Source organism: Paenibacillus phytohabitans, assembly GCF_013141775.1.
Classification (GTDB): Bacteria; Bacillota; Bacilli; order Paenibacillales; family Paenibacillaceae; genus Paenibacillus_AQ; species Paenibacillus_AQ phytohabitans.
This window is the reverse complement of sequence record NZ_WHOB01000012.1, coordinates 177813-198970: the sequence shown is the minus strand read 5'-3', so window position 1 is coordinate 198970 and position 21158 is coordinate 177813. Positions and strand designations below refer to the sequence as shown.

At 46.1% G+C, this 21158-nt stretch carries 20 protein-coding genes; 19 read left to right on the top strand and 1 reads right to left on the bottom strand.

Going from position 1 to position 21158, the window contains the following annotated elements; translation table 11 throughout:
• Window positions 1–365 precede the first annotated feature (365 nt).
• The 5 genes from licT (at window position 366) to GC101_RS01290 (ending at window position 7248) form a co-directional block, all read left to right on the top strand.
• The gene (gene licT / locus GC101_RS01310; RefSeq protein WP_171715796.1) at window positions 366–1223 is read left to right on the top strand and encodes a BglG family transcription antiterminator LicT; all 858 of its coding nucleotides are present in this window, start codon (window positions 366–368) and stop codon (window positions 1221–1223) included.
• Window positions 1224–1469: 246 nt separating this feature from the next.
• Window positions 1470–3311 (top strand): beta-glucoside-specific PTS transporter subunit IIABC, encoded by a 1842-nt coding sequence (locus tag GC101_RS01305; RefSeq protein ID WP_171715795.1) that lies wholly within the window; start codon window positions 1470–1472, stop codon window positions 3309–3311.
• A 34-nt stretch (window positions 3312–3345) separates the two neighbouring features.
• Complete coding sequence (locus GC101_RS01300) at window positions 3346–5079, top strand: carboxylesterase family protein (protein WP_171715794.1); 1734 nt, start codon at window positions 3346–3348, stop codon at window positions 5077–5079.
• A gap of 200 nt (window positions 5080–5279) precedes the next feature.
• The gene (locus tag GC101_RS01295) at window positions 5280–6302 is read left to right on the top strand and encodes an AraC family transcriptional regulator (RefSeq protein ID WP_171715793.1); all 1023 of its coding nucleotides are present in this window, start codon (window positions 5280–5282) and stop codon (window positions 6300–6302) included.
• Window positions 6303–6399: 97 nt separating this feature from the next.
• Complete coding sequence (locus GC101_RS01290; RefSeq protein ID WP_171715835.1) at window positions 6400–7248, top strand: aldo/keto reductase; 849 nt, start codon at window positions 6400–6402, stop codon at window positions 7246–7248.
• A gap of 118 nt (window positions 7249–7366) precedes the next feature.
• On the opposite strand, the gene GC101_RS01285 is transcribed toward GC101_RS01290, so the two are convergent.
• On the bottom strand, window positions 7367–8299 hold the full coding sequence (locus tag GC101_RS01285) for an AraC family transcriptional regulator (RefSeq protein WP_171715792.1): 933 nt from the start codon (window positions 8297–8299) through the stop codon (window positions 7367–7369).
• A 167-nt stretch (window positions 8300–8466) separates the two neighbouring features.
• Here GC101_RS01285 and GC101_RS01280 point away from each other — a divergent pair, with 167 nt between their 5' ends.
• The 14 genes from GC101_RS01280 to GC101_RS01215 all read left to right on the top strand — a co-directional run bounded on the left by GC101_RS01280 (window position 8467) and on the right by GC101_RS01215 (window position 21023).
• On the top strand, window positions 8467–9633 hold the full coding sequence (locus GC101_RS01280; RefSeq protein ID WP_171715791.1) for an MFS transporter: 1167 nt from the start codon (window positions 8467–8469) through the stop codon (window positions 9631–9633).
• 36 nt (window positions 9634–9669) lie between these two features.
• Entirely contained in the window at window positions 9670–10401 is a 732-nt protein-coding gene (locus GC101_RS01275; RefSeq protein ID WP_171715790.1) for a flavodoxin, read from the top strand.
• A 21-nt stretch (window positions 10402–10422) separates the two neighbouring features.
• A complete protein-coding gene (locus GC101_RS01270) occupies window positions 10423–11214 on the top strand; it encodes a stalk domain-containing protein (RefSeq protein WP_171715789.1) in 792 nt (263 codons plus the stop codon).
• 17 nt (window positions 11215–11231) lie between these two features.
• On the top strand, window positions 11232–11870 hold the full coding sequence (locus GC101_RS01265; protein WP_171715788.1) for an NAD(P)H-binding protein: 639 nt from the start codon (window positions 11232–11234) through the stop codon (window positions 11868–11870).
• A 56-nt stretch (window positions 11871–11926) separates the two neighbouring features.
• Window positions 11927–12859, top strand: a complete 933-nt coding sequence (locus tag GC101_RS01260) for an FAD:protein FMN transferase (RefSeq protein ID WP_216626416.1) — start codon at window positions 11927–11929, stop codon at window positions 12857–12859.
• 36 nt (window positions 12860–12895) lie between these two features.
• Window positions 12896–13879: an aldo/keto reductase gene (locus GC101_RS01255; RefSeq protein ID WP_171715786.1), complete on the top strand. Its 984-nt coding sequence runs from the start codon at window positions 12896–12898 to the stop codon at window positions 13877–13879.
• Window positions 13880–13913: 34 nt separating this feature from the next.
• Entirely contained in the window at window positions 13914–14276 is a 363-nt protein-coding gene (locus GC101_RS01250; protein ID WP_171715785.1) for a nuclear transport factor 2 family protein, read from the top strand.
• Between the two features lie 25 nt (window positions 14277–14301).
• Window positions 14302–14976 (top strand): response regulator transcription factor, encoded by a 675-nt coding sequence (locus tag GC101_RS01245; RefSeq protein ID WP_171715784.1) that lies wholly within the window; start codon window positions 14302–14304, stop codon window positions 14974–14976.
• Window positions 14954–16408 (top strand): sensor histidine kinase, encoded by a 1455-nt coding sequence (locus GC101_RS01240; protein ID WP_171715783.1) that lies wholly within the window; start codon window positions 14954–14956, stop codon window positions 16406–16408. Before GC101_RS01245 ends, GC101_RS01240 begins: the two co-directional genes overlap by 23 nt.
• A 146-nt stretch (window positions 16409–16554) precedes the next feature.
• A complete protein-coding gene (locus tag GC101_RS01235; protein WP_216626415.1) occupies window positions 16555–17262 on the top strand; it encodes a flavodoxin in 708 nt (235 codons plus the stop codon).
• 21 nt (window positions 17263–17283) lie between these two features.
• Entirely contained in the window at window positions 17284–17961 is a 678-nt protein-coding gene (locus GC101_RS01230) for a DUF4405 domain-containing protein (RefSeq protein WP_171715782.1), read from the top strand.
• A gap of 16 nt (window positions 17962–17977) precedes the next feature.
• Window positions 17978–18721: a flavodoxin gene (locus tag GC101_RS01225; protein ID WP_171715781.1), complete on the top strand. Its 744-nt coding sequence runs from the start codon at window positions 17978–17980 to the stop codon at window positions 18719–18721.
• A gap of 14 nt (window positions 18722–18735) precedes the next feature.
• Window positions 18736–20007, top strand: a complete 1272-nt coding sequence (locus GC101_RS01220; RefSeq protein ID WP_171715780.1) for a prolyl oligopeptidase family serine peptidase — start codon at window positions 18736–18738, stop codon at window positions 20005–20007.
• 167 nt (window positions 20008–20174) lie between these two features.
• On the top strand, window positions 20175–21023 hold the full coding sequence (locus GC101_RS01215; RefSeq protein ID WP_171715779.1) for an aldo/keto reductase: 849 nt from the start codon (window positions 20175–20177) through the stop codon (window positions 21021–21023).
• Window positions 21024–21158: the final 135 nt, after the last annotated feature.

The following is a 21158-nucleotide window of genomic DNA, read 5'->3' as shown; positions in this document are numbered from 1 at the left end:
ATAATCATTTCTCTGGATGTCTTTACAGATATCGAAGCAAAACAACCCCTAAGGTAAATATTAATGACAGGTATAGGCAATCATTTAATAGAATTAGGCTATCGGTCAAATTCAGGATTCATGCATAATTAGTCTGTAAATGAAGAGGAAGGAGGAACTGATAAAGGAGATGCCCATTCACTCTACACCACGGTAAACGCAACCGTTGTAATGGAAAAAATGCGAGTTTGAAAGCGCAATCATCTGGGCATAACCTCAGTTATCCACTGCAACCAGTAATTCTAAATGGTAGGGTATAGGATTTTCATGCAGAAGGAAGCCGTTTACTACTTAGTCTCGCATAATTTTTATCAAGGGGTGTCTGTATGAAGATAAAGAAGCTGCTGAATAATAACGCGATTACTGTCATGAACGAGCAGAATAAGGAAATCGTAATCATGGGGAAGGGGATTGCATTTAAAAAGAAGTCTGGAGATCTAGTGGAGGAAGAAAAAATAGAGAAAATCTTCTCATTAGACAACCAGCAGCTCTCTGATAAGCTGAAGGCGCTCCTGTCAGAAATACCGATAGAGCACATGGAACTGTCTGAGGAGATTATTAACTATGCGAAATTGCATCTGGCCAAAAAACTCCATGACAACATCTATGTCAGTCTAACGGATCACATCAGCTTTGCGCTTGAAAGGCATGCTAATGGGCTTCCCATTAAGAACGCCATGCTGTGGGAGATCAAACGATTCTACAAGGACGAATTCGATATTGGTAAAGCGGCTCTTCTGATTATTGAGGCTAAGATGGGCGTCACATTGCCGGAAGATGAGGCGGGATATATCGCCCTCCATCTCGTTAATGCTGAACTTAATGAAGAAATGCATAACATAGTCAGCATAACGAAGATTATGAACGATATTTTGAATATCGTGAAGCATCATTTTCGGTTGGAGTATGATGAGGAGTCGTTGATTTATTACCGGCTGATCACCCATCTGAAGTTCTTCGCACAGCGGCTTCTAAATGATTCTCCTGCTGTCAATCAAGAAAGTGCCCTATTCGAAATGATTAAGCAGCAGTATGCGGAGGCATTTACCTGTGTTGAAAAAATCAGGGTGTACATTCACAGTATCTATAACCGCTTTTTGACCGATGAAGAAATGCTATACCTTACCATTCATATAGAGCGAATCACAAAAGAAAAACAAAAAAAAGAAATAGGAGACACTTAATCGGAATGTAAGCGTTGCAATTATCGGAAGTTTATGATACCTTGTATTCATAACCGAATAACAATCTATTAGGATTGTTACTGCTCAGCAGGCAAGACCTAAATTGACGACCACAATCTCTGTGGACGGACAGTTTAGGTTTTTTTGTTGGGATAGGCAAGACCTAAATTACATTTATGTTGGGGTATGTTCCCATCATGATGTAGTTTAGGTCTTTTATTTTATCTTAAAGAAGGAGTGTTAGACATGAGTTACAGAGAACTGGGAAATGATGTAGTGAAACTGGTAGGTGGGGAGCGTAACATCGGCAGTGTGATTCACTGTGCTACAAGATTGAGATTTAATCTTAAAGATGACAGCAAAGCGCAACAAGAGGAGTTGAAAAAGCTGAGCGGAGTCATGGGCGTCATGAACAAAGGCGGCCAATTTCAAGTCGTGATTGGTACCCATGTTGCTGAAGTTTATAAGGAAATCAGCAAGATTATATCTGTCGATGGCAATGCTGGAGGCGGGGCGAAAAAGTCAATTACAAACCAGATCTTTGAGATTATTTCAGGGAGTTTTGCTCCATTGCTCGGAGCATTAGCTGGCGCGGGTATGTTAAGGGCACTTTTAGCCGTGCTCACTGCTCTTGATTGGATGTCTGCAGAAAGCTCGACTTACAGAGTGCTGGCAGGGGCGGGAAATGCTGTATTCTACTTCCTGCCCATATTCTTAGGTATTACAATTTCACTTAAACTAGGTGTTAACGCTTACGTTGGCGGTGCCATTGGTGCGGCCTTGCTTGAGCCTAATATCACGGGCCTTGCCGCTGCTGAACAGGGTACTACTTTCTTGGGGATTCCACTAATCCTTTCGGATTACTCTTCAACAGTATTCCCTATTTTTATCGCCATTTTAATTTATGCTATGTTGGATAAGTTGCTAAGAAAAGTCATACACAAAGATTTGCAAATGTTCCTTGTACCCATGATTTGCTTGATGGTTATCGTACCTTTGACACTTCTTGTTTTCGGGCCGTTTGGGGTTAATGTGGGTAATGCGATTGGTTCAGGCATCACTTTCCTCAGTACAAAAAGTGGCATCATTACAGGGGCTGTGTTGGGGGCAGGTTGGACATTCCTAACAGTATTTGGATTACATTGGGGAATTGTACCGATTATTCTTGCTAATCTCGGCCAGGGCGGAGATCCGATAAGCGCAATGGTCGCGATGGGTGTATTTGCTCAGATTGGTGTGGTAGGGGCTGTGTTCCTCAAAACAAAAGATAAGCAATTGAAGACCTTAGCCGCAAGTACCTTTTTGCCAGGTGCACTGTCCGGTGTTACGGAGCCGATTATCTATGGTGTATTAACCCGCTTCAAGAAAACATTTATCTATGTTGCAATTGCAGGGGCAATAGGTGGAGCTATAAATAATCTGTTCGGTGTTCATGCTACAGTTTTCGCTTTCCCAAGCGTCTTGAGCATTGTGGCATTCTCCCCAATGGCAATGCATGCCACCAGTGCGTTGATTACTTTCGGAATTGCCTTCGCACTTACTTTCATTCTGGGCTATGAAGAAAAGACGGGAACAGCATCTGTACAAGGAAATACATCCGGTAAGGACCAAAGTAGTATAACTCCTGGTATTAAGAATCTAACTGTAGTTAGCCCGCTTAAGGGCCAGATTATTCCATTAAGCTCTGTTGATGATGCTGCCTTCTCATCGGGCGCAATGGGTAAAGGCATCGCTATTGAGCCTACCGAAGGCAGAGTGTACTCTCCGGTGAATGGTGTTGTTTCTACAATTTTCCGAACCGGCCATTGTATTGCATTGGTATCGGAAGAGGGAACTGAAGTTTTGATTCATGTGGGAATCGAAACCGTTAAGCTTAAAGGCCAATTTTTCACGATCAAAGTACAGGAGGGGACAGACGTCAAACAGGGAGATCTGTTAATTGAGTTCGATATCGAACAAATAAAAAAAGCAGGATTTCAGACAACTACACCGATTATCATCACTAATACTAACGACTATAGGGATGTAATTGGTTCGGATAAGGCTACAATCGAACCGGGACAACATTTGATTAGCGTAATTGGCTAACACGTACTCATTAAAAAATGGAGGGAAAATAAATATGAAAAAAACATTTGTGTTACTTCTTTTCTTAACTATGGCTTTCGGTATTGTTGCTTGTGAAGATAACGATACAGCTACTAATACTAAAGGCAATAATGTAAACGAATCTACGAAAACAGATTCCATTGCGAAATCCGGTTCGGAGGATTCTACGAAAGTAATTTCAGAGGAAAAGCAACCGGTAATGCCAGCTGTCGTCACAATGGACAAAGGGTCTATTATGGGCTACGGAGACAATGGAATTTATACTTTTAAGGGAATCTCTTATGGCAATTACGAACGTTTTAAATATGCTACTGCTGCAGAATCTTATGGTACTGAAGAACGACCTAGCTTCGCATTAACGAATGGCTCGGTTTCACCTCAGAGTAATACACGAACTGAATATTCCAACTGGGCAGCAGCTGCTGCATTTATGACACCCTCAGAATCTGATATGTTCAGTACAGAGAGTGAGGCTCTTAACTTGAATGTATGGACCGATTCTCTTGATGAAAACGCTAAGAAGCCTGTTATGGTATTCATGCATGGCGGTGGACTGGAGAATGGTGGAGCCTTGGAGTTGAAGACTTATAACGGTCAGTATTTTGCTGATTACACAGATGTTGTCTTTGTATCTGTCAATGCTCGTCTGAATTATGTGGGGTATTTGGATCTCACTGCTATCGGTGGTGACGAAAATCTTGGCGTTGCGGATATGACGCTATCCTTGGAATGGGTTCGTGACAATATTTCTAAATTTGGCGGCGATCCTGACAATGTGACGATTATGGGACAGTCTGGTGGAGGAACAAAGGTAACTGCATTGGCCTCTGCTCCGGCTGCAGAAGGATTATTCAGTAAAGTCGTAATTGCAAGTGGCGGAATTGCTACTGGAATTACACCGGAAGCTTCAACTGGAAATGCCAACAAGCTGGTTGAGTATATTAGAAAGAATGTACAAAATATGAAAAATTCTAGTGACGCGGATGTGTTCGAGTATCTGCAAAATATCAAGTACGATGATCTCGTTGATATTTGCGAAAGTGCTGAAGTCAGCTATGGTTTGACTACTAATTCTCCGTATTTCAAGGCGGATTTCTATGATAAAAATGGAGTCGTTAATGATGTCGCTTCCCAATATACTTATATGGTTGGTTCTGTATGGGCTGAAATGGGCGGGAAAAATTCCGCTGATGCAGTATTAGGCGATTGGGGAAAGGGAGGTGCGAAACCAAATGATGCGAAAGGAAACCTCTCCATGGAACAGCGTGAAGAAATTATGAGAAACCAGTTAGGTGATAATTATGATAAGGCAGTGGAAATTCTTGGAGAAGCTTATCCTGGTCATGACATTTATGATTTGCGTTCTCTTGTATCCTTTGCTGGCGAAGAACAGGCAGATCATATTGCAAAATCAGCACCTGCAGTATATGAATATATTGTTGCCTATGAAATGCCATATTTTGGCGGAATGACTATGATTCATACGGGCGATATGGGATTCTGGTTCCATTCTATTGATTCAGTACCTTACCAAATTGCCGGAGATGAAAAAAATGCCCATAAGTTAGCTGATACAATGACCTCTGCTTTAGCAGCATTTTGTACTACGGGCAATCCATCCACTGCTGAATTGAAATGGGAGCCTTATACTAAAGATTCTCATCGTACCATGGTATTAGATGTCGACAGTGTAAGTAAGAATAGTTCTTATGATGATGAGCTTTTGAATATACTCAATGTGGAATAAAGGACTCCGCAACAGAAGTTCTACACATGATAATATGTAATTGATGGGTAGCGGGAGATCATTCAAAGCAAGGCAGCAGTTTAAAATGAACTGCTGCCTTTTTTCATCCATTTGGCGCAACGTGATAGTATATTGGCGTCTCAAGTTGGATACGATAACATTCTTATCCGGTAAAATAGTCATAAGGAGGTGAACTGTTCATGTCATCGCATTCTTTAGATCGTATAAATATAACGGCGGGCTTTTGGAATAGCTTACGTCAATCCGGCGTATCAGTCCAAGACATACTTCGTAAAGCAAAATTGCCGCTAACCATTTTTACAGAATCTCAATTTGTAAATACTGCTGAGTATTTCGCCATTTGGGAGGCCTATACCGCATTGGTTGATGATCCTGCTTCAGCGATCACCAAACAAATGAATGACTTGGAAATATCACAGCTTCCCCCGAGTGTCCTGGCCCCTTATCATGCACGTGATTTTCGGGATGCCCTGAAAAGATTGGCCCGTTACAAACAACTGTGTGTCCCCGAACGGTTTCATATCACGGAAAAGGACGGGCTCGGCACCATTGAATTAGAATGGTTATATAGTGAACAACCAGAGCCGGCTATGCTCGCCGGAATCATGTTAACTTCGCTGCTTGAGATGGGACGGCGAGGAACCCGGGGTGCAATACAAGCATACTCCGTAGAACTCTCTTGTCCAGAAGGCAGAATTGCAGAGCTTAATTCCTATTTCGGGTGCGCTATTACGTTCGGTGCCAAGCGCAGCCGTTTAATCTTACGCCACAACGATCTGGAGCTTCCTTTCGTGTCCTACAATGCAGAACTACTCGCTATTCTAACCCCGGCACTAGACCTTTCACTGGCAGAACAACAACAAGTCAGCTCTGTTACTGAGAAGGTGAAGTGGATTATGAAACGGAGTTTATCCGCAGGGCGACCCGATGTTCAGGTCATTGCCAGTGAGCTTGGAATGAGTGATCGTACGTTACAGAGAAGACTCAATGAGGAAGGGACGAACTTCAAGCAATTGCTTACGGTTGCACGGCGGGAGCAGGCACTGCTCTATTTGTCTGATCCAACGATTGATTTGAAGGAAGTAGCTTATTTGCTGGGCTATGAAGAACAGAATTCCTTTTACCGCGCTTTCCGCCTATGGGAGGGCGATACCCCTTCACATTGGAGAGAAAATAGGATTGGCGCCTTAGGATATAATTAAGGCGCCTAGCGATAATTACATGGGGTGAATTAACAACTACAATCAAGTTATCCAGTACATGACTGGTACAGATGAAGCTCAAATAGGAGGAATAATGATGCACAATGTTACTTTGAACAACGGTATAGAGATGCCAATTCTTGGCTTTGGTGTTTTCCAGGTTACAGATCCGGGCGAGTGTGAACAAGCTGTAGTTGATGCCCTGCAGGCAGGATACCGCCTGCTGGACACCGCTGCAATATACCAGAATGAAGAAGCTGTGGGCAGAGCCATTAAACGGAGCGGCGTCCCGCGGGAAGAAATATTTGTAACAACTAAAGTGTGGGTGCAGGATGCCGGTTATGACAAGACCAAAGCGGCATTTGTGAAATCTCTTGAGCGGCTGCAACTGGAGTATCTCGATTTGTATCTGATCCACCAGCCTTTTGGGGATGTATATGGTTCCTGGCGTGCGATGGAGGAATTGTACCGTGAAGGGAAAATCCGGGCGATCGGAGTAAGCAACTTCCATCCGGATCGTCTGGTTGATCTGATCGTCCACAACGAGATCATTCCTGTTGTGAACCAAATTGAAACCCATCCCTTCAACCAGCAGATTGAAAGCCAGATCCTAATGCAGGACAATCAGGTTCAGATTCAATCGTGGGCACCTTTTGCAGAGGGTAAAAATGATCTATTCCAGAATGAGATATTGGTTTCTGTAGCTACAAAACATAATAAATCAGTAGCTCAAGTGGTATTACGCTGGCTGACACAAAGAGGTGTTGTTGTTATTCCAAAATCAGTCCGCAAAGAACGTATTATCGAAAACTTCAATATCTTTGACTTTGAGTTAAGCGAAGAGGATTTGAGTGCGATTGCTGGGCTGGACACGAAGGAAAGCTTGTTCTTCTCCCACCGTGATCCGGTAATGGTGAAGGCAATTGGCAGCAGCAGAGCTGAATAACTGATTTCCAACCGCTAAGCAGATGAGTAAATTCCGCTCGTAGCATGTTATAGGCAGGCCAACTTGGCTTGCCTTTTTCAATAGATTTTTATACATGGCTGGCAGAGATTTCAGTCATTCATTCCCCCAAGAAAACGATGCTATTAGCAGGATCATACATTTCCTTCAATTGTTTCACATCAGATCGGGGCGGCGAACCAAACATACGGGAATATTCCCGGCTGAATTGGGAAGCACTCTCATAACCGACCCGGAATGCAACTTCAGCAGCTTCTGCAGATTCGGAGAGTAATAACCTCCGCGCTTCCTGCAATCTCAATTGCTTCTGAAATTGAATAGGGCTCATTCCTGTCACTTCCTTAAAGTTACGGTGGAACGAGGAGAGACTCATGCTCGCTGCTTGGGCAAGCTCTTCAACGCGCATGGATTGAATGAAATTTGTACTAATGTGATCTATGGCTTCTCTGATCCGGTACGTGTTACTGCCTTCCATGGCTATTTGACCTAATGTCACACCATAAGGTCCCTTCAAAAGGGTATAAAGAATTTCCTTTGTGAACAGCGGGGCAAGGAACGGAATGTCTTCCGGCCGGTTCAGCAATTCCATGAGTCTTAGCGTCGCATCCATTAAGGTATTCTCCATCTGACCTACAAACAGGGCACGCTTGGCATTATCATTCGGTACCATACGAACACTAGCCTCGTGAATCACCTCTAAAATCTGATCATGTGAAAATTCTAATTTGATGCTCAGGTATGGGATATCGGTTGTAGCTCTAATAATTTTGCCAACTACTGGCAAATTCATTGAAGCAATCAAATAATCCGCTGAGCCATATTCAAATCGTTCCTCCGCTAAGAGCACTTCTTTTAACCCTTGGGCAATTACACAAAAAGAAGGTTTATACACTCTGTAAGCAGGTTCAGATATCTCAGAGTATTTGATTAAAAACAGATTGGGAATAGCGGTCTCAAACACACCATCTTTTGGTGTGAATTGCTGAATGAGCTCCGCCAGTTTTTTTTGTTGGATCAGCAGTGCCTCTGACATGATGAATTCCTCCAATTATCTTTTCTCAATTATAAACGAAAAGGACAAGGATAGATAACGCTATGACAGGAATAGGCAACCATTTAATACGATCAGGATAACGCTTATATGCCGTTTCCTGCATAATTAGATTAGGACATAATCGAAATTGGAGGACACGTAAGGAAATGAATAACAACTGGAAAATATACATGCTTGCCTTAATCAGTTTCCTGGTAGGGACAACACAATTCAGTATCGTAGGTATGCTTGATAAAATAGCCGCTTCCGCTGGAGTATCTGTATCTACTGCCGGTCAGCTGATCACTGTATTCGCACTTGGTAATGCGATTGGAACCCCTATCGTAATGATAGCCACAGCGAAGATGAATCAGCGCAAGCAATTGTTAATGGCGCTAATGGTCATCTTGCTCGGAATTGCTGCTACACTGCTTCTTCCCGGCTTTGGTTTATTAATGGCATCCCGGGTTGTCCTTGGGCTCGGAACAGGAATCTTCGTAGTTACTGCATATTCGCTTGCCTCTAAGCTGGCTTCTCCCGGAAGACAAGGCTCTGCGATGTCGAATGTAGCTATGGGCTTCAGCTCCTCGCTTGTGTTCGGAGTTCCAATCGGCCGGATCATGGCAGCCTCCTACGATTGGAAGACCATATTCTGGGTTATAGGCCTATTATGCCTGCTGGCCGTTTTCTTAGTGGCGAAAACGATTCCGGCAATGGAAGGGGAAGCCTCTATTCCACTGTCGCGGCGGTTGGCTTTTCTAAAGAATCCACGGATTGCATTCACCCTGGGCATCACCTTCTTTGTATTTATTGGCTTTTCAGTGGTCGACACGTACATTACACCTTTTCTCGCTGCAGCTATGCCCTCTATGGAGAGCAGTATGAGTGTTATCCTGCTTACTTTAGGGTTAGGAAGTTTAATGGGCTCCAGATTGGGCGGCTTTCTGGCGGACCGGATTGGTGTGGTTCGTACGCTTTTCTGTTCGATGGCTGTTCAAGTTCTCGCATTGGTTCTGCTATCCTCCGTTCTCGGCTGGGTAACCGGAATCATCATATTCCTGGTGGTCTGGGAGATCGCTGTATGGACATTTGGCCCAACTCAGAATTTCAATCTGGTCTCACTGGCTCCTGAATCCTCCAGTATTGTACTAAGCCTCAACAGTTCGTTCGTACAGCTCGGGTTTGCAGCAGGAGCGGGAATAGGGGGAATTTCGATTGGAAGCTTTTCAATACTGGATATTCCTTGGATCAGTACCGTCTCGGTAGTGATCGCAGCTGCAATTGCTATTTTATCCTTAAGTCGCGGGCACTCGGTTGTACGGTTAGAAGGATGATATTCGAAGGAGTAAATAAGGAAGGAGGCTGCCAGTTTGACAAAATGCAGAACGATAACCATGCTGCTACTGCTTGTGCTAACAATGTCCCTGCTTGCAGCATGTGCTGACAAGAACGCCGCAGAACTGGAGAATGCCGTGCCCAGCCAAAGTGAAGTCCCTGTTCCAACTGAAAGCCGTTCTATTCATACAGGACAGACTAACCCTCGAACCGGTAAAGTACTCGTAGTTTATTTCACCAAAGTAGGAAATGTAGCTCCTACCGCAGATGCAGATGCGATATCCTCAGCGAGCCTAAGGGCCAATGATGCAAGCACAGCCGGAACTACGGAAGTCATTGCAGAAATGATACATGAACAAGTCGGCGGCGATCTTGTCCGGATTGAAACTGTGGAACCGTACCCGGAAGATTATGAAGCCACGGTGAAGCAGGCGACTGAAGAAAGAACCGCAGGCTACAAACCGCCGCTACAAACCAAGATCGAGAATATCGATGACTACGATGTCGTGTATGTGGGACATCCCATCTGGGGAATGAGTCTCCCTGCGCCAATAGTGTCGTTCTTAACCGAGTATGAATTTTCAGGCAAAAGCATTATCCCTTTTTGCACGCATGCAGGGTATGGGCCGGGACAGACAGTCTCAGCCATTAAGGAGCTTGTCCCAGGGGCCACTGTCCTTGATGGGTTTGATATCGAACGGACTGAACTCTCAAATGCAGACGAAGCTGTATCTGCATGGCTGCGTGAAATCGGAATGGATATGTGAATTCGAGAGGCGGGATTAATAATGCGTGAAAACTGGAAACCTTATGTAGTTACTATTCTACTACTGGCTACTCCCCTAACCTTCGGATGGAATCAAGCGGGAGCAGAAGGGACGGACCTGAAGGAGATCGTTCTTCGGGCTGGCGATCCTACGGTTAAGATCAATGGCAGCGAGATCCTGCTGGCTACAGCACCGAAAATAATAGGTAACAGTATATATGTACCGCTCCGCTTTATCGGAAACCAGCTGGGAGCTGAGGTTCAGTGGCTGCAGCAGGAGAAATCCGTGAATGTTCAGACACCAGAAATGAATATCCAGTTGTGGATGGATCAGAAAAAGGCGATGGTGAACGGAAAAGAAATTTTGCTTGAGACGCCGCCGGTTAACGTCAAGGGGACATCCTTGGTGCCTTTACGTTTTGTGAGCGAGAACCTGGGCATAGCAATCTCCTATAATCCCGTGAATAAAGAGGTGACACTTCTGAGCAGGACTATAGAAGAAAACTCTGCTTATGCAGACGGTAAATATACGGCTACAGGATTTTATGGAGGACTCCCATCTTCAATTACCGTAACCATAACACTGGATGATGACATCATTATCGCAGTGGAGGTCACTCCGCATGCGACGAACGAGACATCGCTGGATCTGCAGCGCCGGTTTGCTGAAGCGGTCCCGTCAGTCGTCATCGGGAAACGCATCGATGAAGTCAACGTAGGGCGACTCGCAGGGTCAAGCGGAACCCCGGACGGGTTCAATGCGGCGATAGAACAAATTAAAGCCGAAGCTGAGAAGAAGGCAAACAGTTTATAAAACAGGAGGATACGAATATGAAAATTTTAATTCTTGGAGCAGCAGGACAAATCTCCCGGCTGGTTACCCGGAAGCTGCTAAACGAAACGAATCACTCGTTAGTTTTATTTGCCCGAAACGGAGCGAAGCGGCTTACGATTTCCGATGCCGGCAGGGAAGAGATCATCGATGGAGATTTTACTGACAGCAATATGGTGAAGAAGGCACTTGAAGGCATCGATGCCGTCTATCTTAACGATGTAAATTCGCTCACAGGCGTAAAGACAGTTGTCGAAGCAATGGAAAGCAGCAACGTTAAGACTCTAATTGCGGCGTCAATCTTGGGGATATATGATGAAGTGCCCGGAGCCTTCGGGAAATGGAATGAACGGATGGTGGGCAGAGCCGGTATCCAGCACCAACGGCAGGCTGCAGATATCATTGAGAATTCCAGCCTGGACTATACGATTCTCCGTTTAACCTGGCTCTATAATCAGACCGGAAATGAAGCTTATCAGGTAACTCAGAAGGGGGAACCGTTTGAAGGCGCTCAGGTGACCAGAGAAGCAGTAGCCCGTCTAATCTTCGATATTACCCAGGACCCGGCAGGTTATGCAAAAACGAGCTTAGGTGTCAGTGAACCGAATACGAATTGGGCGAAACCCTCGTTTTACTGAGTTGTGCCAGGCAATGCCCTATGAAGACCTCATGTAAGGGAGGCATAGAATTCACAGTGCCCTTTAATACTTATAAAGCTTGTTCCATTAAGGCTGAAGCCGGGAAGTATCTGTTCAGATTTGAGGCGATTGGCACACAATGGGAGATTGAAAGCGGTGTGCCGCTAAGCATCAGCTTGCAACAGGATATCCTGGAGCAGATGGGCCGGTTCAACAGGACGTATTCGCGGTTTCGTTCTGATTCTCTTGTGTCACAGGTTGCTGCAGCATCTGAAGGGGGAAGCTTTATGTTTCCGGACAATTCCGGTGACCTGTTTGACATCTATGACCGGCTCCATAGTGCTACTCAAGGTGCTGTGGACCCGCTCGTCGGCAAAGATCTAGAACTGCTTGGATATGATTCCAAGTATTCACTTACACCCGCAGCGGATTCAGTCCGGGCGGAAGCGCATGTTCACGGTAGAGCCAGCTGGGCGGAGGATGTTACTCGTAAAGACACAACGCTCATTACTAATCGCCCGCTTTCACTGGATTTCGGTGCAGTAGGTAAAGGGTACTGTGTAGACATCGTTTCCAGGCTCCTTCTTGAAGCCGGAATGGATGACTTCGTTGTTGATGGAAGCGGAGACCTCCGCCACATAGGAAAGTCAAGCATAGAGGTAGGTCTGGAACACCCGCTCGACCCTGAGATGGTAATTGGGGTAGCGGAACTGAGGAATGGCAGCTTGTGTGCATCTGCCGTTAACAGACGTGCGTGGGGAGAGAATCTTCATCACGTACTGGATGCGCGGACAGGCGATCCGGTGCAGGATGTCATTGCCACATGGGTCATTGCTAATGACACTGTAACAGCAGACGGGCTGGCTACCGCCTTGTTTTTTACACCTGGGAAAGAATTGGAGAAGCTCTTCCGCTTCTCATACGTACGCATGTTTGCTGACGGCCGTGCTGAAATATCGCGGAACTTCAGTGGAGAGCTCTTTGTATAAATGCAACTAATCGAAATGAAGGAGTGAGATTTAACAATGCAAACACGTAAATTAGGTACAAGCGGGCTGGAAGTATCGTCACTTGGACTTGGCTGCATGGGAATGAGCCATGGCTATGGTCCGGCTTCTGATAAGACAGAAATGATTGCACTGATCCATGCGGCCTATGAAAGAGGCATTACTTTTTTTGATACAGCGGAGTTCTACGGTCCTTTTATCAACGAGGAACTGGTAGGTGAGGCAATTGCCCCCTTTAGGGATAAGGTAGTTATTGCCACTAAATTCGGAATAAAAATGGCGGATGGCAAACTAGTCGTGGACAGTAATCCGGCACAGATCAGAGCTTCTGTCGAAGGGTCGCTGAAACGTCTGAAAGTTGAGACTATCGACCTTTACTATCAGCACCGGGTAGACCCGAACGTCCCGATTGAAGAAGTGGCCGGAGTTATCCAGGACTTGATGAAAGAGGGGAAGATCAAACATTGGGGACTTTCTGAAGCAGGTATCGGGACGATCCGCCGGGCTCATGCGGTTCAGCCGCTCACTGCTGTGCAAAGTGAGTACTCCATGATGTGGAGAACACCTGAAGAAGAGCTGATTCCAACCCTTGAAGAGCTCGGTATCGGCTTTGTCCCTTTTAGCCCGCTGGGTAAGGGATTTTTGACCGGAACGATCGATAAGCAGGCTTCGTTCACTAGTTCTGATTTCCGGAGTACAGTGCCTCGTTTCAAACCGGAGAATCTCGCAGCGAATCAGGTTCTAATTGAGTTAATTGAGCGTATTGCTGCTATGAAAAAGCTAAGCCCTGCACAAGTTGCCCTTGCCTGGGTGCTCGCTCAAAAACCTTGGATTGTACCGATACCGGGTACAAGGAAACTCTTACGGCTAGAGGAAAATCTCGGATCTGCCGATGTTGAACTCACCTCAGGTGAGCTTGTGGATTTAAACCTTGCGCTCTCGAAGATCGAAATTGCAGGTGATCGATATACGGGAGAATACGCGAACAGAGTAGGTAAATAAACCAATAAGTGAACAAAAGGGGAGGGTTACAAATATGGAACAAGCAATTACAGAGCTTTCAAAGAAAAAATGGAATTGGATGATAAATAGACAAGTAGAAGATTTAAGCAATCTCTTTCATGAAAAAGCTGTTTTCGTGCATATGGGAGCAACATTTTCTAAAAACGAGGAAATTGAGGTCATTAAAAGCGGCTCTATCCTTTATAAGAATGTAGATATTCAGGAAACTTCGGTTCGGATCATTGGCACCACTGCGATTCTCCTAAATAAGATACGCCTGATAGCTGTTGTCGGGGGAAATGAAGTGACGAATCCTTTTGTAGTTACTGAGGTATATGCGCTTCAAGAGGAGCAATGGAAACTGGTATCCCTGTCCTTTACAAGACTGTTAACATAGAGTCCATCCGGGAAGCAGGTGAATTATGCCAAAAATGCTTATTATCGATGATGATTTACATTTGCGGAAATTAGTCTTGACCTACGCGGAACTGAATGGCTTTCAGTGTAAAGAAGCCGAGAACGCAGAGCGGGCGCTGTCCATTGTCCATGAGTCAGATTTCGACATCCTGCTTCTGGATATCATGATGCCGGGGATGGACGGATTCGAAACCCTGGCGGAGCTGCGCAGATATAGTCAGGTTCCCGTCATCCTGCTCACCTCCCGCACTGAAGAATATGACAAGCTGCTCGGGTTTAACCTTGGGGCAGACGATTATGTGTCCAAGCCTTTCAGTCCGAAAGAACTCATGGCCAGAGTGTCTGCGGTCTTAAGACGAAGCGGCGGCAAAGCAAGCGATACCCTGCAATTCGGCAAGCTAAGTATTCAGCCCGCTGCCAGAACCGTTCTGCTGGAGGACCATGCTATTAATTTGCCGCCAAAAGAGTTCGATTTGCTTGTAAAGCTGGCGCAAAATGAACATATTGTACTCACCCGCTCCCAGCTTTTGGAGAAGGTCTGGGGATATGCCTATTCCGGGGATGTCCGGACTGTAGATACCCATATCAAATCCTTGCGTGAGCGCCTTGGCCATTACCGGAAGACTATCCTTACCGTCTGGGGAGTGGGTTATAAGTTTGAGTACAAACAAGAAGGTTAAACAGAACATTCTCCGCTCCAGGATGGCGCTAAGGCTATGGGGGACTATGATGGTCCTGGTGCTGCTCGCTGTTGCTTTTATGTGGGCCATTCAAATCTTTATGCTTGAGAAGAATTATGCGAATGCCACCATCCATGAAGTTCAGGAACAACTGAATCCGATCATGGAGGATCTCAAAACAGAAGATCTCGCTTATGATGCGAAGCTGATCCCTTATCTCAGTAAATCTATTAATGGAAAAATGCTGCTGGTTAGCAATCAGGGTGAACCCATCGAAATGTATAGCTACGGGCATCCGATTAATCTGCAGGAAGCGCACACGGAAAGTTTAGTTTGGCAAGGGATAAAGGCGAGCGGTGAATATCAAAAAATCCTTGCAGGTGAGCCGTACAACAAGGAGATTAGATATGAAGGCCGCTTAAATGCATACGAGATCGGGATCCCGGTGGTCTATTACGGCCAGCAGGCCTACGTCATCCTGTTCCGCTCATTCGGCGAATTATATACGGTCCTGGAGATGAACCGCGAGCAGCTCATTGTTCTGAGCATTATCCTCAGTATTGCAACTGCTATTCTGGCTGGAATACTGTCTCTCAGATTTACCAGACCTATTCTTGTAATTAAAAATACCGTAGACCGTCTGGCCAAAGGAGATTTAGCCGCCACACCCGGACTTAAGCTCAAAGATGAGCTGGGGCAATTATCCGGCTCTGTTGAAGAATTAGGCCGGGCCTTGCAGCGCGTTGATTTGCTCCGCAAAGAAATTATTGCCAATGTGTCCCATGAACTGCGGTCGCCGCTGGCGCTGATTAACGGCTATGCCGAAATGGTACGGGATATCCACTATAAGGATGACATCAAACGTGAAGAAGACTTGAACCTGATCATTAAAGAGGCAGGGCGGATGAGCGAAATGGTGAACGATATCATGGACTATTCCCAGCTTCAGGCAGGATATTTGCAGCTAAGTAAAGACTGGTACAATCTGCATGAAATTATTGAATCGGAGATCGAACACTGTGAACAGAGTGCGGCGGAGCATCAGAGTAAGATCACCCTTGAAAGTCCGGAGGCCGAAATTCCTGTTCTCGTGGACGCACTGAAGATTAGCCAGGTCTTGCGCAACCTGCTGTATAATGCCATCAATCATACCAAAGATGGCGGCAGCATAGTGGTTGCCATTACCGGGTTAGACCGCAGCTATAAAATATCAGTTATTAATCAGGGGGAGCCTATACCAGTTGAAGAGCGGGAAGCCATATGGGAGCGGTATCAGCGCAGCCAGCACCAGGCCGGGCGCAGACAGGGCACAGGTATCGGTCTGTCGATTGTCAGCACCATTCTTAAAGCACATGACATGCCTTATGGCGTAGACTGCGCTGATGGAAACACTGCTTTCTGGTTTATCTGCCCCACAACCCAGAGAAATTAACTTAAAGCCCTCCATCTTTTGAGAGAAAAGAATGGGGGGCTTTTTGCGTGTGCATAGGGTTAAGCCACACAAAAACCTGCTGCTTTTCTCACAATTCTCTCACAACTATCATTTATATTGTTTGAAGGACTACTTAGGAGAGTGACATGATGTTGATGAAAAAGAGTTTAACCAGCCTGCTGCCAGTGCTCATGCTTAGTATTCTGGCTGCCTGTGGCCGCTCTGCCAGTGACACAGCGGAGTCAACGCCGATTGCAGAATCCTTGCCTGCCACATCAGGAACACAGACAAATGCTGAAGCGGGTCAGAGCAGCCATTCTATCCTGATTGCCTATTTCACAATGCCAGAAAGTGATGGCGTAGACGCCGTCGCATCTGCGAGCCGTGTGGTAACGGATGATGAAATTTTGGGGAATACCCAGTTTATTGCTCAAGCGATACAGTCAACGCTAGGGGGCGACCTGTTTGCCATTGAAACTGTACAAGATTATCCCGGAGCGCATGATGATCTGCTGGATTTCGCAGAGAACGAACAGGATGAACAAATGAAGCCGGAACTCGCAACCCATGTTGATAATATGGAGAATTATGATGTGATCTTCCTGGGTTATCCGAACTGGTGGGCGGATATGCCCATGCCTCTCTATTCCTTCCTTGAGGAGTATGATCTGAGCGGCAAGCGGATTATTCCCTTTGTGACTCATGACGGAAGCCGGTTCTCCCGGACGATCCGTACCATCGAAGAGCTCCAGCCGGATGCGACCCTTGTGTCTGAAGGCTTTAACGTTTCCAGGAATAATATTGTGGAAGCAGAAGGCGATGTGAGTGAGTGGGCGTTAGGCCTTGATTTATAAACAGGAAAGGAAATAAACCCGATGAAGCCCAAAACAATCGTAAGATTGTCTATTGACACAATAATGACCGTACTTTTCCTTTTTATGATGGCTTATCAATGGACAGGTAATCTCGCTCATGAAATTCTGGGAACGTCGCTGTTGATCCTGTTTATCCTTCATAACGTACTGAATTTGAACTGGTACAAAACCATAACCAAAGGCAGGTATCCGCTGATCCGTGTGATTCGCACAGTTATCAATCTGCTGCTCTTGCTGTGCATGCTGGGAATGATGATAAGCGCGCTTGTGATCTCGAAGACGATCTTCTCCTTCTTGGGTGTAATTGACATCCCCTATGCCCAGGAGCTGCATTCGCTGTCCGCGTACTGGGGATTTGTGATTATGGCTGTCCATCTGGGCATGCACTGGGTGATGGTTATGGGGGCAGCACGGAGGATGATGAAGAAGCGGAAGCCCAGCAAAATTCGCTCCACGGCCATCCGGTCAATTGGCATATTGATTGCCGTATATGGGATCTATGTTTTTTTCAAAAGAGATGTCGGCCATAACCTAATCCTCTATTATTCGTATTCCTTCTGGAATTATGATGAACCGGCCTTGTACTTCTTCCTGGATTATCTGGCCCTGATGGGGCTGTTCGTCTGCATTACCCATTATGTTATGAAGCGGATTCAAGCCAAACCGAAGCTTAAATAAAGAGGGGGATCAACCCATGAAATTGTCACATAAAAAATTCCCATACAGCATTGGGGGCACGATCTTGCTCTCATCCGCTCTACTGTTATCGCTAAGTGCCTGCGGGACAGCCGGTAGGCAGGCTGCTGCTCAACCTCCGGCGGATGCAGGGCAGAACGAAATCGATTCTGATACAGCTTCCGAAGATTCGGCATCCGCTGAGGGCAAACTGGCTATTAAGATCATCGGGAAGTCCTTGATCACCTACTTTGCAGTGGCCGAGAACAGTAACGTAGATGCCGTCTCATCGGCAAGCGTACTGCCGGACACTGGACTAGGGCTTGTCAGAACCATTGCAGACGATATCCAAAGCGTGACCGGCAGCGAGCTTTTTTCCATCCAGACCACTGTAGACTATCCTGGAGACATCGATGATCTGCTTGATTATGCGGAAGACGAACAGGATGACAATGCCCGGCCGGAATTGACCGATCATATCGCGGATCTGGCTGACTATGATAACATTTTTATCGGTTTCCCCACCTGGTGGTATGATCTGCCACAGGTGATGTACAGTTTTTTTGACGAATACGATTTCTCGGGTAAAACCATCATTCCGTTCAACGTCCATAATGGCAGCCGTTTCTCCGGCACCATCAAAACGATCCAAAAACTTGAGCCGGAAGCGAACGTCATCACAGACGGCTTCACTGTCCATCAAAGCGATGTGGGAGCAGCTGGTGGGGAGGTTACAGATTGGCTGCGCGGGCTGGAACTTTAATGGGGAGACGTGAGATGAGAACCTTGGTAATGCTTCTGCTGGCATGCAGTCTTCTCCTGAGCGCCTGTGATTCCCGCAGCGGCATAGCAAAAGTTCAGACAACGGGCAGCGGAATCCTGGATATCATAGCGAATAGCGCGACTTACTTATCCTATTCGTTGATTGATTCAATCATTATTGAATACAGTGACGATATAGAGTTGCCGGACGAAGCGCCTGGCGCTCTATATACATTCACAGATAACAATGCCTCGCGTGAAATCGCGGCTGTCTATACCAACAACAAACTTGAAACGAGAGAAGAGAAAACCTCGGTGGCGGGTTCTTATGTCATCGTGCAGCTTGCACGAATCGAGAATCCGGACCCGGTAAGCCATGCGGCCTGGAGGCCGGACAGCACAGCAGGCCGGGCGGTAGAATGGACTGGGTCACATGCTGCGCTGCGTATGGACTATTCCGGTGTGGAGCTGATTCAGAATTATGATGCCAGAACCGCTGACGGGCAGCTCGTCCAGGCAGACGGACCGGTGATGGAGCTGACGAAAGACGCTATCCGCTGGCCAGAATTTGAACACTTCACCATTGATGCTGTGCTGGCAGGCAGTGATGGCGATATCCATTACAGTTATTATCTTCCGGAAGATTACGACGCATCGCGCGAATACCCGATGATCCTTGTTTTGCCTGGTTATGACGGGCTGCTGCTATCTACGGGTGAGAGTATGCGCGGTGTGAATGTGTTCTCGAGCCGCGCCGTTGTTGCATGGACGCAGCTCGGTGAAGAGATGATCGTTGTCTCCCCGCAGCTGACTGACTGGGGCGAAACGTCAGCCCGCCAGACGATAGAATTGACTGAATACTTTATCGGTAATTTCGCTGTAGATCCAAACAGAGTGTATGCATCCGGCTTTTCCGCAGGCGGTGAAACGTTGTCCCGTGTGATGGGTACTCGAGCCGATTTGTATGCAGCCTATCTGCATACCAGTTCCCAGTGGGATGGTGATTATGCTGATGTGGTTGACAATAGAATGCCCGTCTATATCTTTATGGGGCAGAATGATGAGTACTACGGCAGTCAAAAGGCTGTCGAAGCGTATGATGCCTTACGCTCACGTTATATAGTAGCCGGTTTGACAGAGAGTGAAGTCGGAAAGCTGGTGGTGCTGGAATTGCCGGATAACGCCTACTTCAACCGTCTGGGGATCTATAACTACCATGGCGGCGGGCAGGCTGTGGTCAATGATGACCGTATTTTGAATTGGGTGCTGGCCCAGCACCAACCATAGTTCAATTACACAATAATAACGGTGAGAGAATTAGGCAATTATTTAAGATGAATGAGATAACGCTTGTTTTTCCATTTATTTTATAATTAGAGCATCGAATGGCTTCTATGACTTTATTGTCATGAGGCATGCAGTGGATGAAGCAAATTATAAGGAGGAACAGGTAAATGAAAACAATAAAATTGAACAACGGTGTAGAAATACCGGTATTAGGATTTGGGGTATTCCAGATTCCCCAAGCAGATACCGAACAAGCCGTAGTAGATGCTGTGGCAGCAGGTTATCGTCACATTGATACAGCGCAGTCTTACATGAACGAGACGGAAGTTGGCAAAGGCCTGCAGCGTATTACCGTCCCGCGTGAAGAATTATTTATCACGACTAAGATTTGGGTCGAAAATGCCGGATATGAAAAGACAAAGGCGAGTGCAGAACGTTCACTTGCCCGCTTGCAGCTCGACTACGTTGACTTGCTCTTGATTCACCAGCCATTCGGCGACGTGTATGGCTCGTGGCGTGCCATGGAGGAGTTATACGAAGCAGGGAAAATCCGCGCCATTGGGATCAGTAATTTCACCATTGACCGCGTAACGGATCTATTCTCATTCAATAAAATCAAGCCTGCTGTAAACCAGATTGAAATCAATCCATTCCAGCAGCAATCGGATGCTGTGGACTATCTTCACAACGAAGGCATTCAACCTGAAGCGTGGGCACCGTTTGCCGAAGGAAAAAATGGCATTTTCCAAAATGAAGTGCTCACTGGAATTGGTGCGAAATATGGCAAATCAGTTGCTCAAGTTATCTTACGCTGGTTGGTTCAACGGGATGTTGTCGTCTTAGCGAAAAGCGTAAAGCCGGAACGTATGGCAGAGAATCTGGATGTTTTTGATTTTGAATTGAGCGATGAAGAAATGGCCACGATCAAAACACTTGATATGGAAACAAGTCAATTCTTCAGTCACCAAGATCCTGAACGGGTAAAATGGTTTGCCGGCAGAACGCTCAATGTTTGAGCTGAAGCCTTCATAATCGAATGCATCAATCAACCGGCACAATTCGCTTATCATAGCAGATTGTGCCGGTTTTGGAATAAAGGAACCTCAACATTATGCTTCTCGAACGCATATGAGTGAGAACCCATGCAGAGG